Source organism: Sphingomonas sp. PAMC 26605 (assembly GCF_000241485.1).
Lineage (GTDB): Bacteria > Pseudomonadota > Alphaproteobacteria > Sphingomonadales > Sphingomonadaceae > Sphingomonas.
Window position 1 is genome coordinate 3,266,980 of record NZ_JH584241.1, and the last position, 15,692, is coordinate 3,282,671.

Consider the following 15,692-nt stretch of genomic DNA (forward strand, 5'->3'; position numbering starts at 1 on the left):
TGGCGCTCAGCGGCCCGACGGCGCCTTGGCGCCGGCAGCCGGTGCCGCGGCGGCACCGCCGGCCTGCTGTGCCTGGGCGCGGCGGACGGCCGAGAGATAGACGAGCTGCTGGAACTGCTGCTGCAGCTGCACCGTCTGCTGGCTCGGCTGCCAGTTGGCGGGCGGCGTGATCGACACGTTCGGCGTCGCCGCATCGAGCGCGGCCTTGATCGCGTCGGTCACATCGACGGCAGGCGCGCTGTACTGGACCGAATTGGCCGAGAGCAGCAGGCTGATCTTCTTCGAATCGACGACGCTCTTCACGGCTGCCGAATATTTCTGCGAGATCTGCTCGATCGCCCAGGCTTGCGCGCGCGTGGCAGGCGCGCTCAGACGTGCCGATTCGGCCTGCGCTGCCTTCTGCGCGGCTTCCATCTTGGCGAGGATCGGGTTGCGGGCGGCCTGTGCAGCGGCGATCTCTTCGTCCGAAATGCGCTTGTCCTTGTTGGTGTCGAGCGGCGCGCCGAGCGTCGCCATCTCGGCCTGCAGCGCCTGCTGGCGAGCGCTCGCCTGGTCGAGCTGCGCCTTGTAGGTCGTGCTGATCGACTGATTGGCGGCGTCGAGCGCCTTGGCGGTGAGGATCACCGTCTCGGGGTCGGAAATCGCAACGCCATTGGCCTGAGCCTGCGCGGAGTTCGCCATCGCGAGCGCCGGCAAAACCGCCGCGCAACCCAGCATGAGCTTCTGGTACGTCTTCATCAGAACTGTGTCCCTACGTTGAAAGTAACGAGTTTCGAGTCGTCGCTCTTATCCTTGAGCAACGCATAAGCAAGATCGATCCGCAGCGGGCCGAACGGCGAGTTCCAGTTGACGCCCGCACCGACCGAAATACGCGGCCGCGGCGAATCGCCACCGAAGGTTTCCTTGAACGGCGCGGTCGAGCTGGTCGAGGCGGTGTTGACCGAGGTACCCGAGCAGGCGCCGCCAATCGTCGCGGAATAGCCGACCGCGCAGGTCGTCGCCGACCCCGCGTTGGTCGCGTCGGTCGACGGCACGACGTACAGCGGGCTGCCGTTGGTGGCGAAGTTCTGCGTGATCAGCGGAAGATAGGTCACGCGCCCGGTGACCGGGTCGATCTGTGTCGGGAACTGGCTGCCCTGCAGCACCGGCGAGGTTACGCCGAACAAGGCACCCGCCTGAACGTAGATCGACGGCCGCAACCCCAGTTCGCGCGCACCCGCACCGAGCGGGATTTCGAGCTCGAGCTTGCCGAGATAATAAGCGCGGCCGCCGAGCGCATCGTCGGCGAGCAACTGCTTACGATCGGTGACCAGCGTCTGGTTGCCCGCCGCGTCGGTCGTATAGCTCTGCCGCTGGACGCGCGGGCCAACGCCGCGAATGTCGAAGCCGCGGAAATCGGGTTCGCCGAGATAGAATCGATCGGTGATGCGGACATTGTCGATGCCCAAGCCACGGCTCTTCTCGAGCGACTTGATGTAACCGCCCTCGAGATTGGCCGAAGCGATGAAGCCGCTGCCGATGTTGAAGAACTTCGACCCTTCGAACTTGGTACGGATATACTTCACGTCGCCGCCGAGCCCGGCGAAATCCTGGCTGAAGATCAGGCGATGGCCCGCCGTAGGACGCAAGCGGCTGTTGAGGCTGTCATAGATCAGCGAGTAACCGACCGACGAGGTCCAGCGGTTGCCGATCGCGTCGCAGAGGTAGCGGCCAGCCTGGAGCGGGTCGCACGCGTCATTCGCCGAGTTGCCGCGGATGCCGTCAAAATTGGTGTCGGTGTAATAGGTCGATTTGTCGAGCCCGACCTGATCGTAAGTCAGACCATAGCGCCCGGCGAGCTGCCAATATTCGGTCAGCGGAACGCCCGCCCGGACCTGGAAGCCGGTCGAGACCTGCGTGTAGGTCGTCTGCCGCTGGTTATCGATCGTGTAGTTGAACGCGTTGTAATCGCGTCGGAAGATGTCGCCGCCGACCGCGATGTTCTTGTTGAACAGATACGGCTCGGTGAAGCCCAGCTCGACCGACTTGGAATAGGTCGAATAGCTGACGCTGGCGCGCAGCTCCTGGCCCTTCCCGCGGAAGTTGCGCTGGCGGATCGAGGCCTGGATGATGAACCGCTCGAGGCTGGAATAGCCTGCCGACAGCGACAATTCGCCGGTCGACTTCTCCTCGAGGTTCGCGGTCAGCACGACGCGGTCGGGCGATGACCCTTGCGTCTGCTTGATCTCGAACTTGTCCTGGAAATAGCCGAGCGAGTTGATGCGGTCCTGCGAGCGCTTGACCTGGAAGCTGTTGAACGCGTCGCCTTCGGACAGGCGGATCTCGCGCCGGATCACCTTGTCCTGCGTCTGCGTGTTGCCGTTGATGTCGATCCGCTCGACATACGTCCGCTTCGCCTCGGCGATGTGGAAGTTGATCCCCATCGTCAGCGTGTCCTTGTCACGCTGGAAGTCGGGGTTCACTTCGGTGAAGGCGTAGCCGAACAGCCCGGCCGCCTCGCTCAGCGAATCGACCGAGGTCTCGACCTTCTTGGCGTCGTACCAGTCGCCCTTCTTGATCCCGAGATTGGCGGCGAGCTTCTTGTTGTCGAAGTCGCGAATGTCGCTGTCGACGCTGACGTCGCCGAACTTGTAACGCTTCCCCTCCTCCACCACATAAGTGATGATGAAGTCCTTCTTGTCGGGCGTCAGCTCGGCGACCGCCGAGGTCACCTTGAAGTCGGCATAGCCCTCGGTCAGGTAGAACTGCCGCAGCTTCTGCTGGTCGTAGGCGAGACGATCCTGGTCGTAGCTGGTGTTCGAGCTGAGCAGCGTGGTGAGACGTGCCTGCTTGGTCGCCATCTGCTCGCGCAGCTTCGAATCCGAGAACACCTCGTTGCCGAGAATGTTGATCTGGCGGACCTTCGATTTCGGGCCTTCCGAAACCTCGAAGATCACATCGACGCGGTTCTGGTCGAGGCTGACCATCTTTGGCTCGACGACAGCCGCGAAGCGGCCTTGGCGGCGATACAATTCGATGATCCGCGCGACATCCTGGCGGACCGCGGTGCGCGTGAAGATCTGGCGGGGGGCGAGTTTCACCTCCTTCTTGATCTTGTCTTCCTTGAGGCGCTTGTTGCCCTCGAAAATGACACGGTTGATCACCGGATTCTCGCGCACGCGCAGCACCAGTTCGCCGGTATCGGCACCGGCGATGACCACGTCGGCGAATAATTCGCTCGCGTAGAGATCCTTGATCGCCTGATCGAGCGTCTCGTTGGTGAAGGGCTGGCCGGTGCGCAGCTTGGTGTAGGACAGCACCGTCTCGGGCTCGAGCCGCTGCGCGCCCTCGACGCGGATCGACTTGATCGTGCGCGATACGGCCGGCGTGGCAACCGCTGCGGCCGGAGCCGTCGTCTTCGCGGCAGGTGCAGCGGTCTGACCCGCCGTCTGCGCCGCCGCCGCGACGGGCAGGCCCGTCAGCATCGTGCCGGCGAGCAACACGGCGGTGGCCCGTGCGCCGAAATTGGAAACCTTGATCGCTGTCACATCCCACCCCAAATCGGAGAAAATTCCGCGTGGCCGATAAATCGTCGGCCCGCCCTGCCTTACCTGCGTCAACCGATCAAGCCGGTCAGCGACTTCCACAGGCCGAAAGCGCCGAGATCGTTGATCGTGACCATGATCATCAACGCCAGAATTGCCGCCAGACCGCCACGAAACGCCCATTCTTGAATCGCGGGGGTCACGGGCCGGCGCCGGATCGCCTCGATCGCGTAAAAGAAGAGATGGCCGCCATCGAGCAACGGGACTGGCAACAAATTGATGAATCCGAGATTAATCGACACGCCCGCGATCAGGAAGATCAGATCGGGCCAACCAAGCGCGAGCTGCTCGCCCGACACCTTGGCGATGCGCAGCGGCCCGCCCAGCTCATCGACCGAGCGTCGCCCGGTCAGGATCTGGCCGAGCCCGTCGAGCGTGGTGCGCAGGATTTTGCCGGTCATCGCGACGCCCTCGCCGGGCGCCTCGATCAAGCTCACCGGCCGCGCGACCGGCGCCGTCGGGCCGATCCCGAGCAGGCCCTTTTTGTATTCGTTGCCGAAGCGGTCGCGCTCGGTCGCGGTGCCGAGCACGGCCTCGCGCTCGATTGCGGTGCCATCGCGGACGAAATCGACCGCGACATGCTCGCCCGGGCGGAGCACGGCAAATTGCGCGACGTCGTTGAAGGTTGCGACCGACCGTCCGCCGAGCGCGGTGATACGATCGCCCGGCTGCAGGCCGATCGCCGCGGCCGCACTTCCGGGACTGACCAAGCCGACCACCGACGGCGTCCGGTCGATCCCGAAGGTCATCGCGAAGCCTGCCAGAATGATGATCGCGACGATGAAGTTGGTCACCGGCCCCGCCGCGACGACGATCGCGCGCTGCCACACCGGGCGCGCCTGCAAAGTGCGCGCGCGTTCCTCGGGCGGGAGTTCGAGCCAGGCCCGATCAGGCACGCTCGCGGCATTGAGGTCACCGGCAAATTTTACGTATCCGCCGAGCGGCAGCGCGCTGACCTTCCAGCGCGTGCCGCGCTGGTCGGTCCAGCCGAAGATCTCATGGCCGAAGCCGATCGAGAAGGCGTCGATCGTCACGCCGAACAGCCGCCCGGCGAGATAATGCCCCAGTTCGTGCAGGAAAACGAGCGGCCCGATCACGAGCGCGAAAGCCAGGATGGTAAGCAACAGACCTGGGGAGTGGCTCAAACCGAGATATCCTTCACGTTCGCCCCTCTCGTCGACCCACCGCGCGACCCGACATGGCCGCGCGCCATTCTACGTGCTTCGGCATCGACCACGAGCACGTCTTCCAACGTGGCCGGCGCGGACGGATCATAGCCCTCGAGCGTATCGCCGACGATTGCGGCAATTTCGAGGAAGCCGATCTCGCGGGCAAGAAAAGCCGCGACCGCGATCTCATTGGCGGCGTTCAAAATTGCCGGGCGCGCGCCACCCGCATCGAGCGCGTCGCGCGTCAGGCGCAGCGCCGGGAAGCGCACCGGATCGGGCGCGGTGAAGTCGAGCCGGCCGATCGCGACGAGGTCGAGCGGCGCCATCGGCGTCGCCATCCGGTCGGGCCAGGCGAGGCACGAGGCGATCGGCACGCGCATGTCGGGCGGGCCCATCTGCGCGAGCACCGAGCCGTCGACATAATCGACCAGCGAATGGATCACCGACTGCGGGTGGATCACGATCTCGATCGCATCGTGCGGGACCGGGAAGAGCCGCGCCGCCTCGATGAGCTCGAGTCCCTTGTTGAACAAAGTGGCCGAATCGACCGAAATCTTCGCGCCCATCGACCAGTTCGGGTGCGCGACCGCCTGTTCGGGCGTTACGCTGCGCATCTGCTCGGTCGACCATTCGCGGAACGGCCCACCGCTGCAGGTCAGGATGATCCGCCGCACGCGCTCGGGCCGCGCTGCGTCGAAGCACTGGAAGATCGCATTATGCTCGGAATCGGCCGGCAGCAGCGTCGCGCCCGATTGCGCGGCGGCCGCAAGGACGACCTCGCCCGCGGAAACCAGCGGTTCCTTGTTGGCGAGGATCACCGTCTTGCCCCCCGCGATCGCCGCCATCACCGGCTCGAGCCCGGTACAGCCGACGATCGCGCCCATCGTGATGTCGGCACCCATCGCCGCCGCCTCGATGATCGCGGCGCGTCCGCCCGCGCAGCCGATGTTGGTCCCGGCGAGCGCGGCGCGCAGTTCCGGCAGGCAGCTCTCATCCGCGACCACGGCAAGCTTGGCCTTGGTCCGGATCGCCGCCGCGGCGAGCCGTGTGACGTCGCAATTGGCGGTCAGCGCGAGCACCTCGAACCGATCGGGCTCGCGCTCGATCAGATCGAGCGTCGACGTACCGATCGAACCGGTCGCGCCGAGAATGGAAATCGTCTTCACCACCAATAGACTTTCGGTAACAGGACCAGCAGCGCGGCGACCGGCGCGACCGGAACGAGCCCGTCGAGTCGGTCGAGCACGCCGCCGTGTCCGGGGAGCAGCGAGCCGCTGTCCTTGACGCCGGCCTGGCGCTTGAGCCAGCTCTCATAGAGATCGCCCGCCTGCGCGAGCACGGCGAGCGCCGGCGTCGCAAGCGTCAGCCGAAGCGGCAGGCCGTATTGAACGTGCATCAGCGCGCCGAACAGGCTCGCCGCCGCGACTCCGCCGGCAAGCCCCGCCCAGGTCTTGTTCGGGCTGATCGTCGGCGCGAGCTTCGGCCCGCCAAGGAAGCGCCCTGCGGCATAGGCGCCAATATCGCATGCCCAGACCAACGCCAGCGCCCACAAGGTCAGCACGACGCCTTCGCGCTGATGCCGGATCAGCAGCAGCGCCATGATCGGCAAGCCAACATACAGAATGCCGCGCGCGAGACCGGGAAGCCGCGTCACGATCACGACGAAGAACGCCGCACCGATCAGCAGCCCAAGCGACAGGAACCCCGCCCCCGCCCCGATCACCGGCATCATGATCGCGAGCGGGACCGACAACGCATATTGCGCGAGCCGCTTGGTCTGCGGCGGCACGCCTTGCAGATCGGACCATTCGGCCATCATGAACAGGCCGAGTACGACGCACAACAGCCAGAAGGCGATGCTGCCGAGCACGATCCCGGCGAGCGCCACCGCGATCAGGCCGAGCCCGACCACGATCCTGAGCGTGAGGTTCGACGGCCCGGCGGTCTTGGGCGCAGCGCTCACAGGCCGCCGAACCGCCGCTGGCGCTGCCCGAAGGTCGCAATCGCCTCGGCCAGCGTCTCGCCATCGAATTCGGGCCAGAGGGTATCGACGAACAGCAACTCGGCATAGGCCGCCTGCCACAGCAGGAAATTCGACAGCCGGATCTCGCCCGAGGTGCGGATCAGCAGGTCGAGCGGCGGCAAATCGCGTGTCTCGAGTTCGTCTTCGAACATCGCCGCGTCGATCATCGCGGGATCGAGCTCGCCTGCGCGCGCGCGCTCGGCCATCCGCCGCGCGACATCGACGATCTCGGCCTGCGCGCCATAATTGAGCGCGATCACCAGGATCGGCCCGCTATTGACCGCCGTCCGCGCGATCGCGGTGTCGATCAGCTCGACCAGATCGGGGGTGAAGCGGCGATAGTCGCCGATGATGCGCAGCCGCACATTGTCGCGCACCATCTCGTCGAGATCGCTCTTGATGAAGACGCGCAGCAGACCCATCAGGTCGCTGACCTCTTCCTCCGGACGCCGCCAATTCTCGCTCGAGAAGGCGTAGAGCGTCAGCGCCTCGATCCCCATCGCCCGCGCCGCGCGCGCGACGCGGCGCACCGCCTCGACCCCGGCGCGATGCCCGGCGAGCCGCGGCAGATGCCGCTTCTTGGCCCAGCGGCCATTGCCGTCCATGATGATCGCGACGTGGCGCGGGAGCACCCCGGCCACGGTCGCAGGATCGGCAGCCCGGGCGGCGAACGGCCTCACTTGCCCAGGATTTCCTTTTCCTTGGCCGATGCCGCGGCATCGATGTCGGCGATCGTCTTGTCGGTCAGCTTCTGGACCTCGGTCTCGAGCTTCTTGCGATCGTCCTCGCCGAACAGGCCCTTCTTCTCGTCGACCTTGAGCGAGTCCATGCCGTCACGACGCACGTTGCGCGCAGCGATGCGCGCCTCCTCGGCATACTTGCCGGCGAGCTTGGCGAGCTCCTTGCGGCGCTCCTCGGTCAGATCGGGGATCGGCAGGCGCAGCGTGGTGCCGTCGACGATCGGATTGAGACCGAGGCCGGCCGAGCGGATCGCCTTGTCGCACGGTCCGACGTTCATCTTGTCCCACACCTGGACCGAGATCATCCGCGGCTCGGGCACCGAGACGGTCGCGACCTGGTTGAGCGGCATCTGCGCGCCATACACTTCGACCGTCACCGGATCGAGCAGCGAGGTCGAGGCACGACCCGTCCGCAAACCGCTGAGATCGCCCTTCAGCGATTCGACGCTGCCGGCCATGCGGCGTTCGAGATCAGCCTTGTCGTAAGCGGCCATGGATCAGTCTCCCTTGATATGCTGAACGGTCGTCGAGACGCCCTCGCCGCGCAGCACCGCGGCAAGATTGCCCGACTGACGGATGTTGAAGACGACGATCGGAATATTGTTGTCACGACACAAGGCGATCGCGCTGGCGTCCATCACCTTGAGATCCTGGGCGAGCACGGTGCCGTAACTGACGGTGTCATAACGCTTTGCGGTCTGCACGAGCTTCGGGTCGGCATCGTAGACGCCGTCGACCGAGGTGCCCTTGAACAGCGCATCGCACTTCATCTCGGCAGCGCGCAAGGCGGCGCCGCTGTCGGTGGTGAAGAACGGGCTACCGACGCCGGCCGCGAAGATCACGATGCGTCCCTTCTCGAGGTGGCGCTCGGCGCGGCGGCGGATGAAGGGCTCGCACACCGAGGCCATCGGAATGGCGGACTGGACGCGCGTCTCGACGCCGATCTGCTCGAGCGCATTCTGGACGGCGAGGGCGTTCATCACGGTTGCGAGCATGCCCATGTAATCGCCCGTCGCGCGGTCCATGCCGCGCGCGGCGCCCGAGATGCCACGGAAGATGTTGCCGCCGCCGACGACGACGCAGAGTTCATAGCCCTGGTGCTTCACGTCGGCGATTTCGGCGGCGACGCGCGCGATCACATCCGGATCGATCGACAGGCCGTTCGAGCCCATCAGGACTTCGCCCGACAATTTCAACAGGATGCGTTTGTGGGCGGTGGTCACGGTATTCCAGACTGCAATGGGCTTCGACCGCCAAAGGGCGGTGCGGCGCGGACCTTATCGGCGACGCCGGGCGATTGGAAGCGCGGAAACCGTGCAGGGCGCTCGGGTGGGCACGGATGGCTGGTCTCGCCCCCGCTTCCGTCACCCTCGCGAAAGCGAGGGTCCCGCTTCTTCTACTGTGCGCGGCCCAAGTAGCGGGATCCCCGCTTTCGCGGGGATGACGGGCGGCGGACGCAGCAAGGGCCGCACCATGCGGCGCGGCCCCTGCCCTTTATCGCGTAACCCAAAGGCGAAACCGAATCGCTTACGCGGTCGGCTGCGGCTGCTGCGGAACGCCCGAAGCGGCAGCGACTTCGGCTGCGAAGTCGCTCGACTCCTTCTCGATGCCTTCGCCAAGCTGGAAGCGGACATAGTCCTTGAGCTCGATCGGCTTGCCGGCGGCCTTGGCGGCGTTGGCGACGACGTCCGAGATCTTGGTCTTGCCGTCCATCACCAGCAGCTGGCTGACGAGCGCGTTTTCCTTGCAGTACTTTGCGATCGCACCGTCGACCATCTTGGCGACGATCTCGGCGGGCTTGCCGCTCTCCGACGCCTTCTCGGTCGCGATCGCGCGCTCGCGCGCGACGATCTCGGGGTCGAGGCCGTCCTCGTTTAGCGCGAGCGGGAAGGCCGCCGCGATGTGCATCGCGATCTGCTTGCCGAGCGGCAGGAGCACGTCCTCACCCGCTTCGCTCTCGAGCGCGACGAGCACGCCGATCTTGCCGAGGCCGGGAGCCGCTGCGTTGTGGATGTACGGCACGACCGCGCCGGCGGTCACTTCGAGGCGCTTGGCGCGACGCAAATTCTGGTTCTCGCCGATCGTCGCGATGTTGCTGGTCAGCGTCTCTTCGACGGTCTTCTCGCCGATCGAGGCCTGCTTGATCGTCTCGATATCGTCGCCGAGAGCGAGCGCGACCGCAGTAACGTCACGGACGAACGTCTGGAACTGGTCGTTCTTCGCAACGAAATCGGTCTCGGAATTGACTTCGACCGCAGCACCCTTGGTGCCGTTGACTTCGACGCCGATCAGGCCCTCTGCCGCGGTGCGGCTCGACTTCTTGGCAGCCGCCGCGAGGCCCTTGGCGCGCAGCCAGTCCATCGCCGCGGTCATGTCGCCAGCCGCTTCGGTCAGCGCCTTCTTGCAGTCCATCATGCCCGCGCCGCTCTTTTCGCGCAGGTCCTTAACCGCTGCTGCAGTGATCTCGGCCATGTGAAAATCCTCTTGTCTGTAGATACGAATATAGGCGGAGCGGGGCTGCTGCCCTACCCCGCCCATAGGTCAGTTCGGTGACGCTTACGCGTCGATCTGGCGCTCGGCCTCGGCGACCATTTCGGCCTGCAGCGCAGCGTCCGATGCCGGCGTGATTTCGGCGGCAGGCGCTGCTTCCGGGGTCGCGGTCAGCGCTTCCTCGGCGGGCGGCGCTTCCATCGAACCGATGTCCTGCTTGCGCGCCATCTGCTCGTTGCCACCGCGCGTCGCGGCGATCGCGATCGCTTCGCAATACAGGCGGATCGCACGGCTGGCGTCATCGTTTGCCGGAACCGGGAAGGCGATGCCGTCGGGCGAGACGTTCGAATCGAGGATCGCGACGACGGGGATGCCGAGCGTGTTGGCTTCCTTGATCGCCAGCTCTTCCTTGTTCGCGTCGATCACGAACATCACGTCGGGAATGCCGCCCATGTCGCGGATGCCGCCGAGGCTCAGCTCGAGCTTGTCGCGCTCGCGCGTCAGCTGGAGGACTTCCTTCTTGGTGAGACCGACGGTGTCGCCCGAAAGCTGCTCTTCGAGCGTCTTGAGGCGCTTGATCGAACCCGAAATGGTCTTCCAATTGGTGAGCATGCCGCCCAGCCAGCGATGGTTGACGAAATGCTGGCCCGAACGGCGCGCGGCGTCAGCGACGGGCTCCTGCGCCTGGCGCTTGGTGCCGACGAACAGGACCTTGCCGCCAGCGGCGGTCGACGCCGAGACGAACTCGAGCGCGCGTGCGAACAGCGGAACGGTCTGCGAGAGATCGAGGATGTGGACGCCGTTGCGGTCGCCGAAGATGTAAGGCTTCATCTTCGGGTTCCAGCGATGCGTCTGGTGTCCGAAATGCGCGCCCGTTTCGAGCAACGCCTGCATGGAGACGACTGGTGCCGCCATAATGTATTTCCTTTCCGGTTGTGCCTCTGGGAAGCGAGTAATCCGTTGATCCTGGGTGAAACCCCGGACGGACACCGGCAATATGTGCTTCCCATGCGGTGTGAAGGCGGCCCCGTTAGCCGAACCCGTCGCGCAAATCAAGCGCGACAGCGGCTTGACAAGTGGAACGTAAATGGAACATATCATGCTCACGAGCGGAACGGGGAACCGAGTTGCTCGAAAGATGTTGCTGGTTTGTGACGTCACACCGTGATGGACGGAGTTGAACGATGGCTGTTGTCGGTTTCCTGGTTTTCGCGAGCGCGTTTGCGGCGAGTGTTTCGGTGTTTTGGTTCACGCTCGCCCCGGCGTTGCCGCGGATCATCTCCCTGCTGCGCGACGGCGTCGACCCGATGGCGACGCGCGCGCCGGCCTGGATCGTCAGTGAGCCGCGTCTTCGGGCGCGGGTGCGGACGGTGTCGGCAGTGGCCCGCCCGACGCTGCGCGCAGCCGCTTGATCCTTGCATAGGCGGCGATGCTGAACGGCACCGTCGCCAGATAGGCCGCGCACAGGAATGTCAGCGTGTGCCAGGGCGCGGAGATCAGCGCCGCGCCGAGCATCACCACCACCGCGATCGCCTCGAAGCGGATATTGGTGCGCAGCTTGAGCGAAGACCAACTGAAGGTGGCGACGCTCGACACCATCAGTAGCGCCATCAACGCGACCCAAGGTCCGACGATGAATGGCGAGCGCCACAGATTGAGCCCGGTCCAGAACCACAGATAGAGCGGCAGCATCGCGAGCCCGGCGCCGACCGGCGCGGGTGCGCCGGTAAGAAAGCCCGCCGATTTATGCGGCTGCTCGGCGACATCGATCCCGGCATTGAATCGCGCCAACCGCAGCGCGCAGAAAACCGCGAACACCAAAGCGACGAGCCAGCCGAAGCGCGGCACTTCCTTTAGCGACCAGAGATACAGGATCAGCGCCGGCGACACGCCGAACGAAATCGCGTCGGAGAGCGAGTCGAGCTCGGCGCCGAAGCGGCTTTCCCCGCGCACCATCCGCGCGATGCGGCCGTCGATCCCGTCGAGCACGCTGGCGATCATCACCATCAGCACCGCGGTTTCCCACTGCCCAGAAATCGCGAAGCGGATCCCGGTCAGGCCCGAACACAGCGCCAATGCGGTGACGGCGTTGGGCGCGACCGCGCGCAGCGGAAGTCCACGGGTCGGCATTCGCCGTGTCGGCGACCTCATGCCGCAAAGCTCGCCTGGGCCGGGGTCGATCGAACGTGCAACCGAATCGTACGGAGCCTCACTGCGCGATCCCGCTCGCAACCGTTCCGCCGACGCGCCCGAGAATCGTTTCACCCGCGACGCTGCGCTGGCCGAGCACCACCTGGCAGGCGCAATCGTCGGGCAGGAAGACGTCGAGCCGGCTGCCGAAGCGGATCAGCCCGATCCGTTGGCCCGCCGCAACCATATCGCCCGGCTTGACGAACGGCACGATTCGCCGCGCGAGCAGCCCGGCGATCTGCGTAAAGCCGATCCGCCGACCATCGCGCCCCTCGACCACGAGATGCTGGCGTTCATTGTCCTCGCTCGCCTTGTCGAGCTCGGCGTTCACGAACTTGCCCGAAATGTAGACGACCTGCTTGACCGTCCCCGCGATCGGCGTCCGGTTGATGTGGACGTCGAACACCGACATGAAGACCGACACTCGGATCAAGGGCGCATCGCCCAGCCCGTTCGGCCCCGCAAGCTCGCGTGGCACCGGCACGCGCTCGATCATCGAGACGAGTCCGTCGGCGGGTGAAATGATCAGCCCGTCACCCGATGGCGTGACGCGCACCGGATCGCGGAAGAACAAGGCGACCCACAACGCCAGCCCGAGCAACGGCCAGGTCAAGACGGGCACGAAGAGCCACGCAAGAAAGGCGATCAGCAGCGCGATCGCGACATATTTGCGGCCTTCGGGGTGCAGGTCGGGCACTCGCCATTTGACGGCTTCGGCGGGCGGGTTCGGCTTGTCGTTGGATATCATGCGCGAAACTGTAGCCGACCCCCCTCCCCGCGACAATCGCCAACCCGAGCGGCAGTCGCGGTCGGCCGAGCCGGCGTCCGTCGCGACACGCGGCGCGGGTTGATCAGCGCGCGCCTTGCTCCTAGACGCTCCCCAAACCTCCCTTCAGGAAAGAGCGGAAATGGCCAAGATCAAGGTAAAGACGCCCGTCGTGGAAATCGATGGCGACGAGATGACGCGGATCATCTGGCAGTGGATCCGCGAGCGCCTGATCCTCCCCTATCTCGACATCGATCTCGAATATTACGACCTCGGCATGATGAGCCGCGACAATACCGACGACAAGATCACCGTCGACAGCGCGCGTGCGATCCAGAAATACGGCGTCGGCGTGAAGTGCGCGACGATCACCCCTGACGAGCAGCGCGTCGAGGAATTCGGCCTCAAGAAGATGTGGAAGTCGCCCAACGGCACGATCCGCAACATCCTCGGCGGCACGATCTTCCGCGAGCCGATCGTGATCAAGAACGTCCCCCGCCTGATCCCGGGCTGGACGCACCCGATCGTCGTTGGCCGCCACGCCTTCGGCGACCAGTATCGCGCGACCGACTTCCTCGTCCCCGGCCCCGGCAAGCTGCGGATGGTGTTCGAGGGCGACGACGGCAAGGTCATCGACCAGGAAGTCTTCCAGTTCCCGAGCCCCGGCGTCGCGATGGCGATGTACAATCTCGACGATTCGATCCGCGATTTCGCCCGCGCCTCGATGCATTACGGCCTCAACCTGAAGTGGCCGGTGTATTTGTCGACCAAGAACACGATCCTCAAGGCCTATGACGGCCGCTTCAAGGACCTCTTCGCCGAGGTGTTCGAGGCCGAGTTCAAGGACAAGTTCAAGGAAGCGGGCATCGTCTACGAGCATCGCCTGATCGACGACATGGTCGCATCGGCGCTCAAGTGGCACGGCGAGTTCGTCTGGGCGTGCAAGAACTATGACGGCGACGTTCAGTCGGACCAGGTTGCACAGGGCTTCGGCTCGCTCGGCCTGATGACCTCGGTGCTGCTGACCCCGGATGGCAAGACCGTCGAGGCGGAAGCCGCACACGGCACCGTCACGCGCCACTTCCGCCAGCACGAGCAGGGCAAGGCGACCTCGACCAACCCGATCGCGTCGATCTTCGCCTGGACCGGCGGCCTCAAGTATCGCGGCAAGTTCGACGGTACGCCCGAGGTGACCAAGTTCGCCGAGACGCTCGAGCGCGTCTGCATCAAGACGGTCGAGGACGGTCACATGACCAAGGATCTCGCGCTGTTGATCGGCCCGGAACAGCCGTGGATGACGACCGAGCAATTCTTCGAGCAGGTCCGCGTCAACCTCGAAGCCAAGATGGGCGAGATCACCGGCTGAGGCGCAATCCTCCCCCGCAAGGGGGGCACGCGCAGCGGGACGGAGGGGGCGGGGGCGCGGCGCTCTGTTGCGGAGGTGCCGCTTCCTCCCCCTCCGTCGCCTTCGGCGCCACCTCCCCCTGGCGGGGGAGGATTTTTCGGCTACCCCTCGGGCGACCGCACATGCTCCGGCCGGAGGCCGAGCCCGATCAATCGGGCCGGGAGCCGCCTGAGCAGCGGCAGATGATCGAGCAGCTGCGCCGCTAGCGGCGGCTGGGTCACCGGCGCCGAGCTCGCCAGCAACGGTGCGATCACGCGGTCCTGCACCAGGAGTTGCGCCTCCTGCGTCACCCTTGCGGGTCCCTTTCGCCGTCGCTCGACCCGTTCGAGCAGCGGATCGGGATCAGCGCCCGCCGCCATCGGCCCCGCCAGCACGTTCGCCGCCGCGACCCCATCCTGGACCGCCAGATTGATCCCGATCCCGCCGATCGGCGACATCGCGTGCGCCGCATCGCCGATCACCAGCAACCCCGGCCGATGCCAGCGCTCGAGCCGGTCGACGCTCACGCTCAGCAACTTCACCGCGTCCCAATCCGGTAGCGCCGCATCCACGCCCGCCGTTTCCGGCCCGACCGCGCGGACGCGTTCGCGAAACGCGGCTATCCCCTCGCCGCGGATCTGGTCGGCCGCGCCCTTCGCGAAGACGAAGGCGCATTGCCAATAAGCACCGCGGTCGATCAGCACGAAGATCCGGCCGCGGTCGAACACCCCCATCGACGCGTTGTCGGGCGCTTCGGTCTTCGGCAGGCGGAACCAGAAGACGTCCATCGGTGCCCCGACCGTGGTCAGCGGCAGCCCGGCCCGAAAATGCGAATCCCGGCCATCGCACGCGAGCACGAGCCGCGCTTCGATCGCGTCGCCATCGCCCGTCCGCACGCCGACCACGCGCCCGCCAGCTTCGATCGGCCCGACAGCGCGGCAATTCCGCCGCAGCGCGAAGCCCGGATACCGCCCCGCCGCCGCCGCGACGAAATCGAGAAACTCCCATTGCGGCATCAACGCGATGTAGGGCGCGGGTACGGGCAGATGCGTGAAATCGACGAGCTCGAGCTGCTCACCAGCAATCCGCGCACCGAGCATGCGCAACTTCTGATGCGGACGCGCGAGCAGCGCATCGAGCAATCCGAGCTCGGCGAAGATCCGCAGTGTCGAAGGATGCACCGTGTCCCCACGGAAATCGCGGAGGAAGTCGCCATGTTTTTCGAGCACCACCGTCTGCAATCCGGCACGGGCGAACAACAGCCCGGCGACCAGCCCGGCCGGCCCACCGCCGACAATCACCACATCCACGTCACGCATCGGCTGACAAAGCGTCTTCGAGCTGGT

14 protein-coding genes are annotated in these 15,692 nt (G+C 65.7%); 1 reads left to right on the forward strand and 13 read right to left on the reverse strand.

All coding sequences use genetic code 11. From position 1 onward, the window contains the following. Nucleotides 1–6 precede the first annotated feature (6 nt). The 12 genes from RH90_RS15150 to RH90_RS15205 form a co-directional block, all read right to left on the reverse strand. On the reverse strand, nucleotides 7–738 hold the full coding sequence (locus RH90_RS15150) for an OmpH family outer membrane protein (RefSeq protein ID WP_010186716.1): 732 nt from the start codon (nucleotides 736–738) through the stop codon (nucleotides 7–9). Further along, nucleotides 738–3,527, reverse strand: coding sequence for an outer membrane protein assembly factor BamA (bamA, locus tag RH90_RS15155; RefSeq protein WP_010186717.1), 2,790 nt, complete (start codon nucleotides 3,525–3,527; stop codon nucleotides 738–740). Before bamA ends, RH90_RS15150 begins: the two co-directional genes overlap by 1 nt. Before the next feature lie 68 nt (nucleotides 3,528–3,595). Then, nucleotides 3,596–4,729 carry a M50 family metallopeptidase gene (locus tag RH90_RS15160; protein WP_029625354.1) on the reverse strand — a complete coding sequence of 378 codons (1,134 nt, stop codon included), beginning with the start codon at nucleotides 4,727–4,729 and terminating at the stop codon, nucleotides 3,596–3,598. Then, complete coding sequence (locus RH90_RS15165) at nucleotides 4,726–5,919, reverse strand: 1-deoxy-D-xylulose-5-phosphate reductoisomerase (RefSeq protein ID WP_051124686.1); 1,194 nt, start codon at nucleotides 5,917–5,919, stop codon at nucleotides 4,726–4,728. The genes RH90_RS15160 and RH90_RS15165 overlap by 4 nt, the downstream gene beginning before the upstream one ends. After that, nucleotides 5,916–6,716 carry a phosphatidate cytidylyltransferase gene (locus RH90_RS15170; RefSeq protein WP_010186720.1) on the reverse strand — a complete coding sequence of 267 codons (801 nt, stop codon included), beginning with the start codon at nucleotides 6,714–6,716 and terminating at the stop codon, nucleotides 5,916–5,918. Before RH90_RS15170 ends, RH90_RS15165 begins: the two co-directional genes overlap by 4 nt. Continuing rightward, complete coding sequence (locus RH90_RS15175; protein ID WP_010186721.1) at nucleotides 6,713–7,456, reverse strand: isoprenyl transferase; 744 nt, start codon at nucleotides 7,454–7,456, stop codon at nucleotides 6,713–6,715. The genes RH90_RS15170 and RH90_RS15175 overlap by 4 nt, the downstream gene beginning before the upstream one ends. Further along, nucleotides 7,453–8,010: a ribosome recycling factor gene (frr, locus tag RH90_RS15180; RefSeq protein ID WP_010186722.1), complete on the reverse strand. Its 558-nt coding sequence runs from the start codon at nucleotides 8,008–8,010 to the stop codon at nucleotides 7,453–7,455. Before frr ends, RH90_RS15175 begins: the two co-directional genes overlap by 4 nt. A 3-nt stretch (nucleotides 8,011–8,013) precedes the next feature. Further along, a complete protein-coding gene (gene pyrH / locus RH90_RS15185) occupies nucleotides 8,014–8,688 on the reverse strand; it encodes a UMP kinase (RefSeq protein ID WP_051124828.1) in 675 nt (224 codons plus the stop codon). Between the two features lie 355 nt (nucleotides 8,689–9,043). Further along, on the reverse strand, nucleotides 9,044–9,988 hold the full coding sequence (gene tsf, locus RH90_RS15190; protein ID WP_010186725.1) for a translation elongation factor Ts: 945 nt from the start codon (nucleotides 9,986–9,988) through the stop codon (nucleotides 9,044–9,046). 84 nt (nucleotides 9,989–10,072) lie between these two features. Next, entirely contained in the window at nucleotides 10,073–10,921 is an 849-nt protein-coding gene (rpsB, locus tag RH90_RS15195) for a 30S ribosomal protein S2 (protein WP_010186727.1), read from the reverse strand. 420 nt (nucleotides 10,922–11,341) lie between these two features. Continuing rightward, nucleotides 11,342–12,136: a CDP-alcohol phosphatidyltransferase family protein gene (locus tag RH90_RS15200; protein WP_010186730.1), complete on the reverse strand. Its 795-nt coding sequence runs from the start codon at nucleotides 12,134–12,136 to the stop codon at nucleotides 11,342–11,344. 79 nt (nucleotides 12,137–12,215) lie between these two features. Further along, nucleotides 12,216–12,944 carry a phosphatidylserine decarboxylase gene (locus RH90_RS15205; RefSeq protein WP_010186731.1) on the reverse strand — a complete coding sequence of 243 codons (729 nt, stop codon included), beginning with the start codon at nucleotides 12,942–12,944 and terminating at the stop codon, nucleotides 12,216–12,218. Between the two features lie 160 nt (nucleotides 12,945–13,104). Between RH90_RS15205 and RH90_RS15210 the strand changes: the two genes are divergently transcribed. Next, complete coding sequence (locus RH90_RS15210; RefSeq protein WP_010186735.1) at nucleotides 13,105–14,328, forward strand: NADP-dependent isocitrate dehydrogenase; 1,224 nt, start codon at nucleotides 13,105–13,107, stop codon at nucleotides 14,326–14,328. Between the two features lie 140 nt (nucleotides 14,329–14,468). Here RH90_RS15210 and RH90_RS15215 read toward each other — a convergent pair whose 3' ends face one another. Further along, on the reverse strand, nucleotides 14,469–15,665 hold the full coding sequence (locus RH90_RS15215) for an FAD-dependent oxidoreductase (protein WP_010186737.1): 1,197 nt from the start codon (nucleotides 15,663–15,665) through the stop codon (nucleotides 14,469–14,471). Nucleotides 15,666–15,692: the final 27 nt, after the last annotated feature.

Excerpts from the sequence above, each read along its gene's own strand:
- RH90_RS15210 (WP_010186735.1), top strand. The coding sequence starts at position 13,105 with ATGGCCAAGATCAAGGTAAAGACGCCCGTCGTGGAAATCGATGGCGAC.
- RH90_RS15215 (WP_010186737.1), bottom strand. The coding sequence starts at position 15,665 with ATGCGTGACGTGGATGTGGTGATTGTCGGCGGTGGGCCGGCCGGGCTG.
- frr (WP_010186722.1), bottom strand. The coding sequence starts at position 8,010 with ATGGCCGCTTACGACAAGGCTGATCTCGAACGCCGCATGGCCGGCAGC.
- RH90_RS15150 (WP_010186716.1), bottom strand. The coding sequence starts at position 738 with ATGAAGACGTACCAGAAGCTCATGCTGGGTTGCGCGGCGGTTTTGCCG.
- RH90_RS15205 (WP_010186731.1), bottom strand. The coding sequence starts at position 12,944 with ATGATATCCAACGACAAGCCGAACCCGCCCGCCGAAGCCGTCAAATGG.
- rpsB (WP_010186727.1), bottom strand. The coding sequence starts at position 10,921 with ATGGCGGCACCAGTCGTCTCCATGCAGGCGTTGCTCGAAACGGGCGCG.
- tsf (WP_010186725.1), bottom strand. The coding sequence starts at position 9,988 with ATGGCCGAGATCACTGCAGCAGCGGTTAAGGACCTGCGCGAAAAGAGC.
- pyrH (WP_051124828.1), bottom strand. The coding sequence starts at position 8,688 with ATGGGCTCGAACGGCCTGTCGATCGATCCGGATGTGATCGCGCGCGTC.
- RH90_RS15200 (WP_010186730.1), bottom strand. The coding sequence starts at position 12,136 with ATGCCGACCCGTGGACTTCCGCTGCGCGCGGTCGCGCCCAACGCCGTC.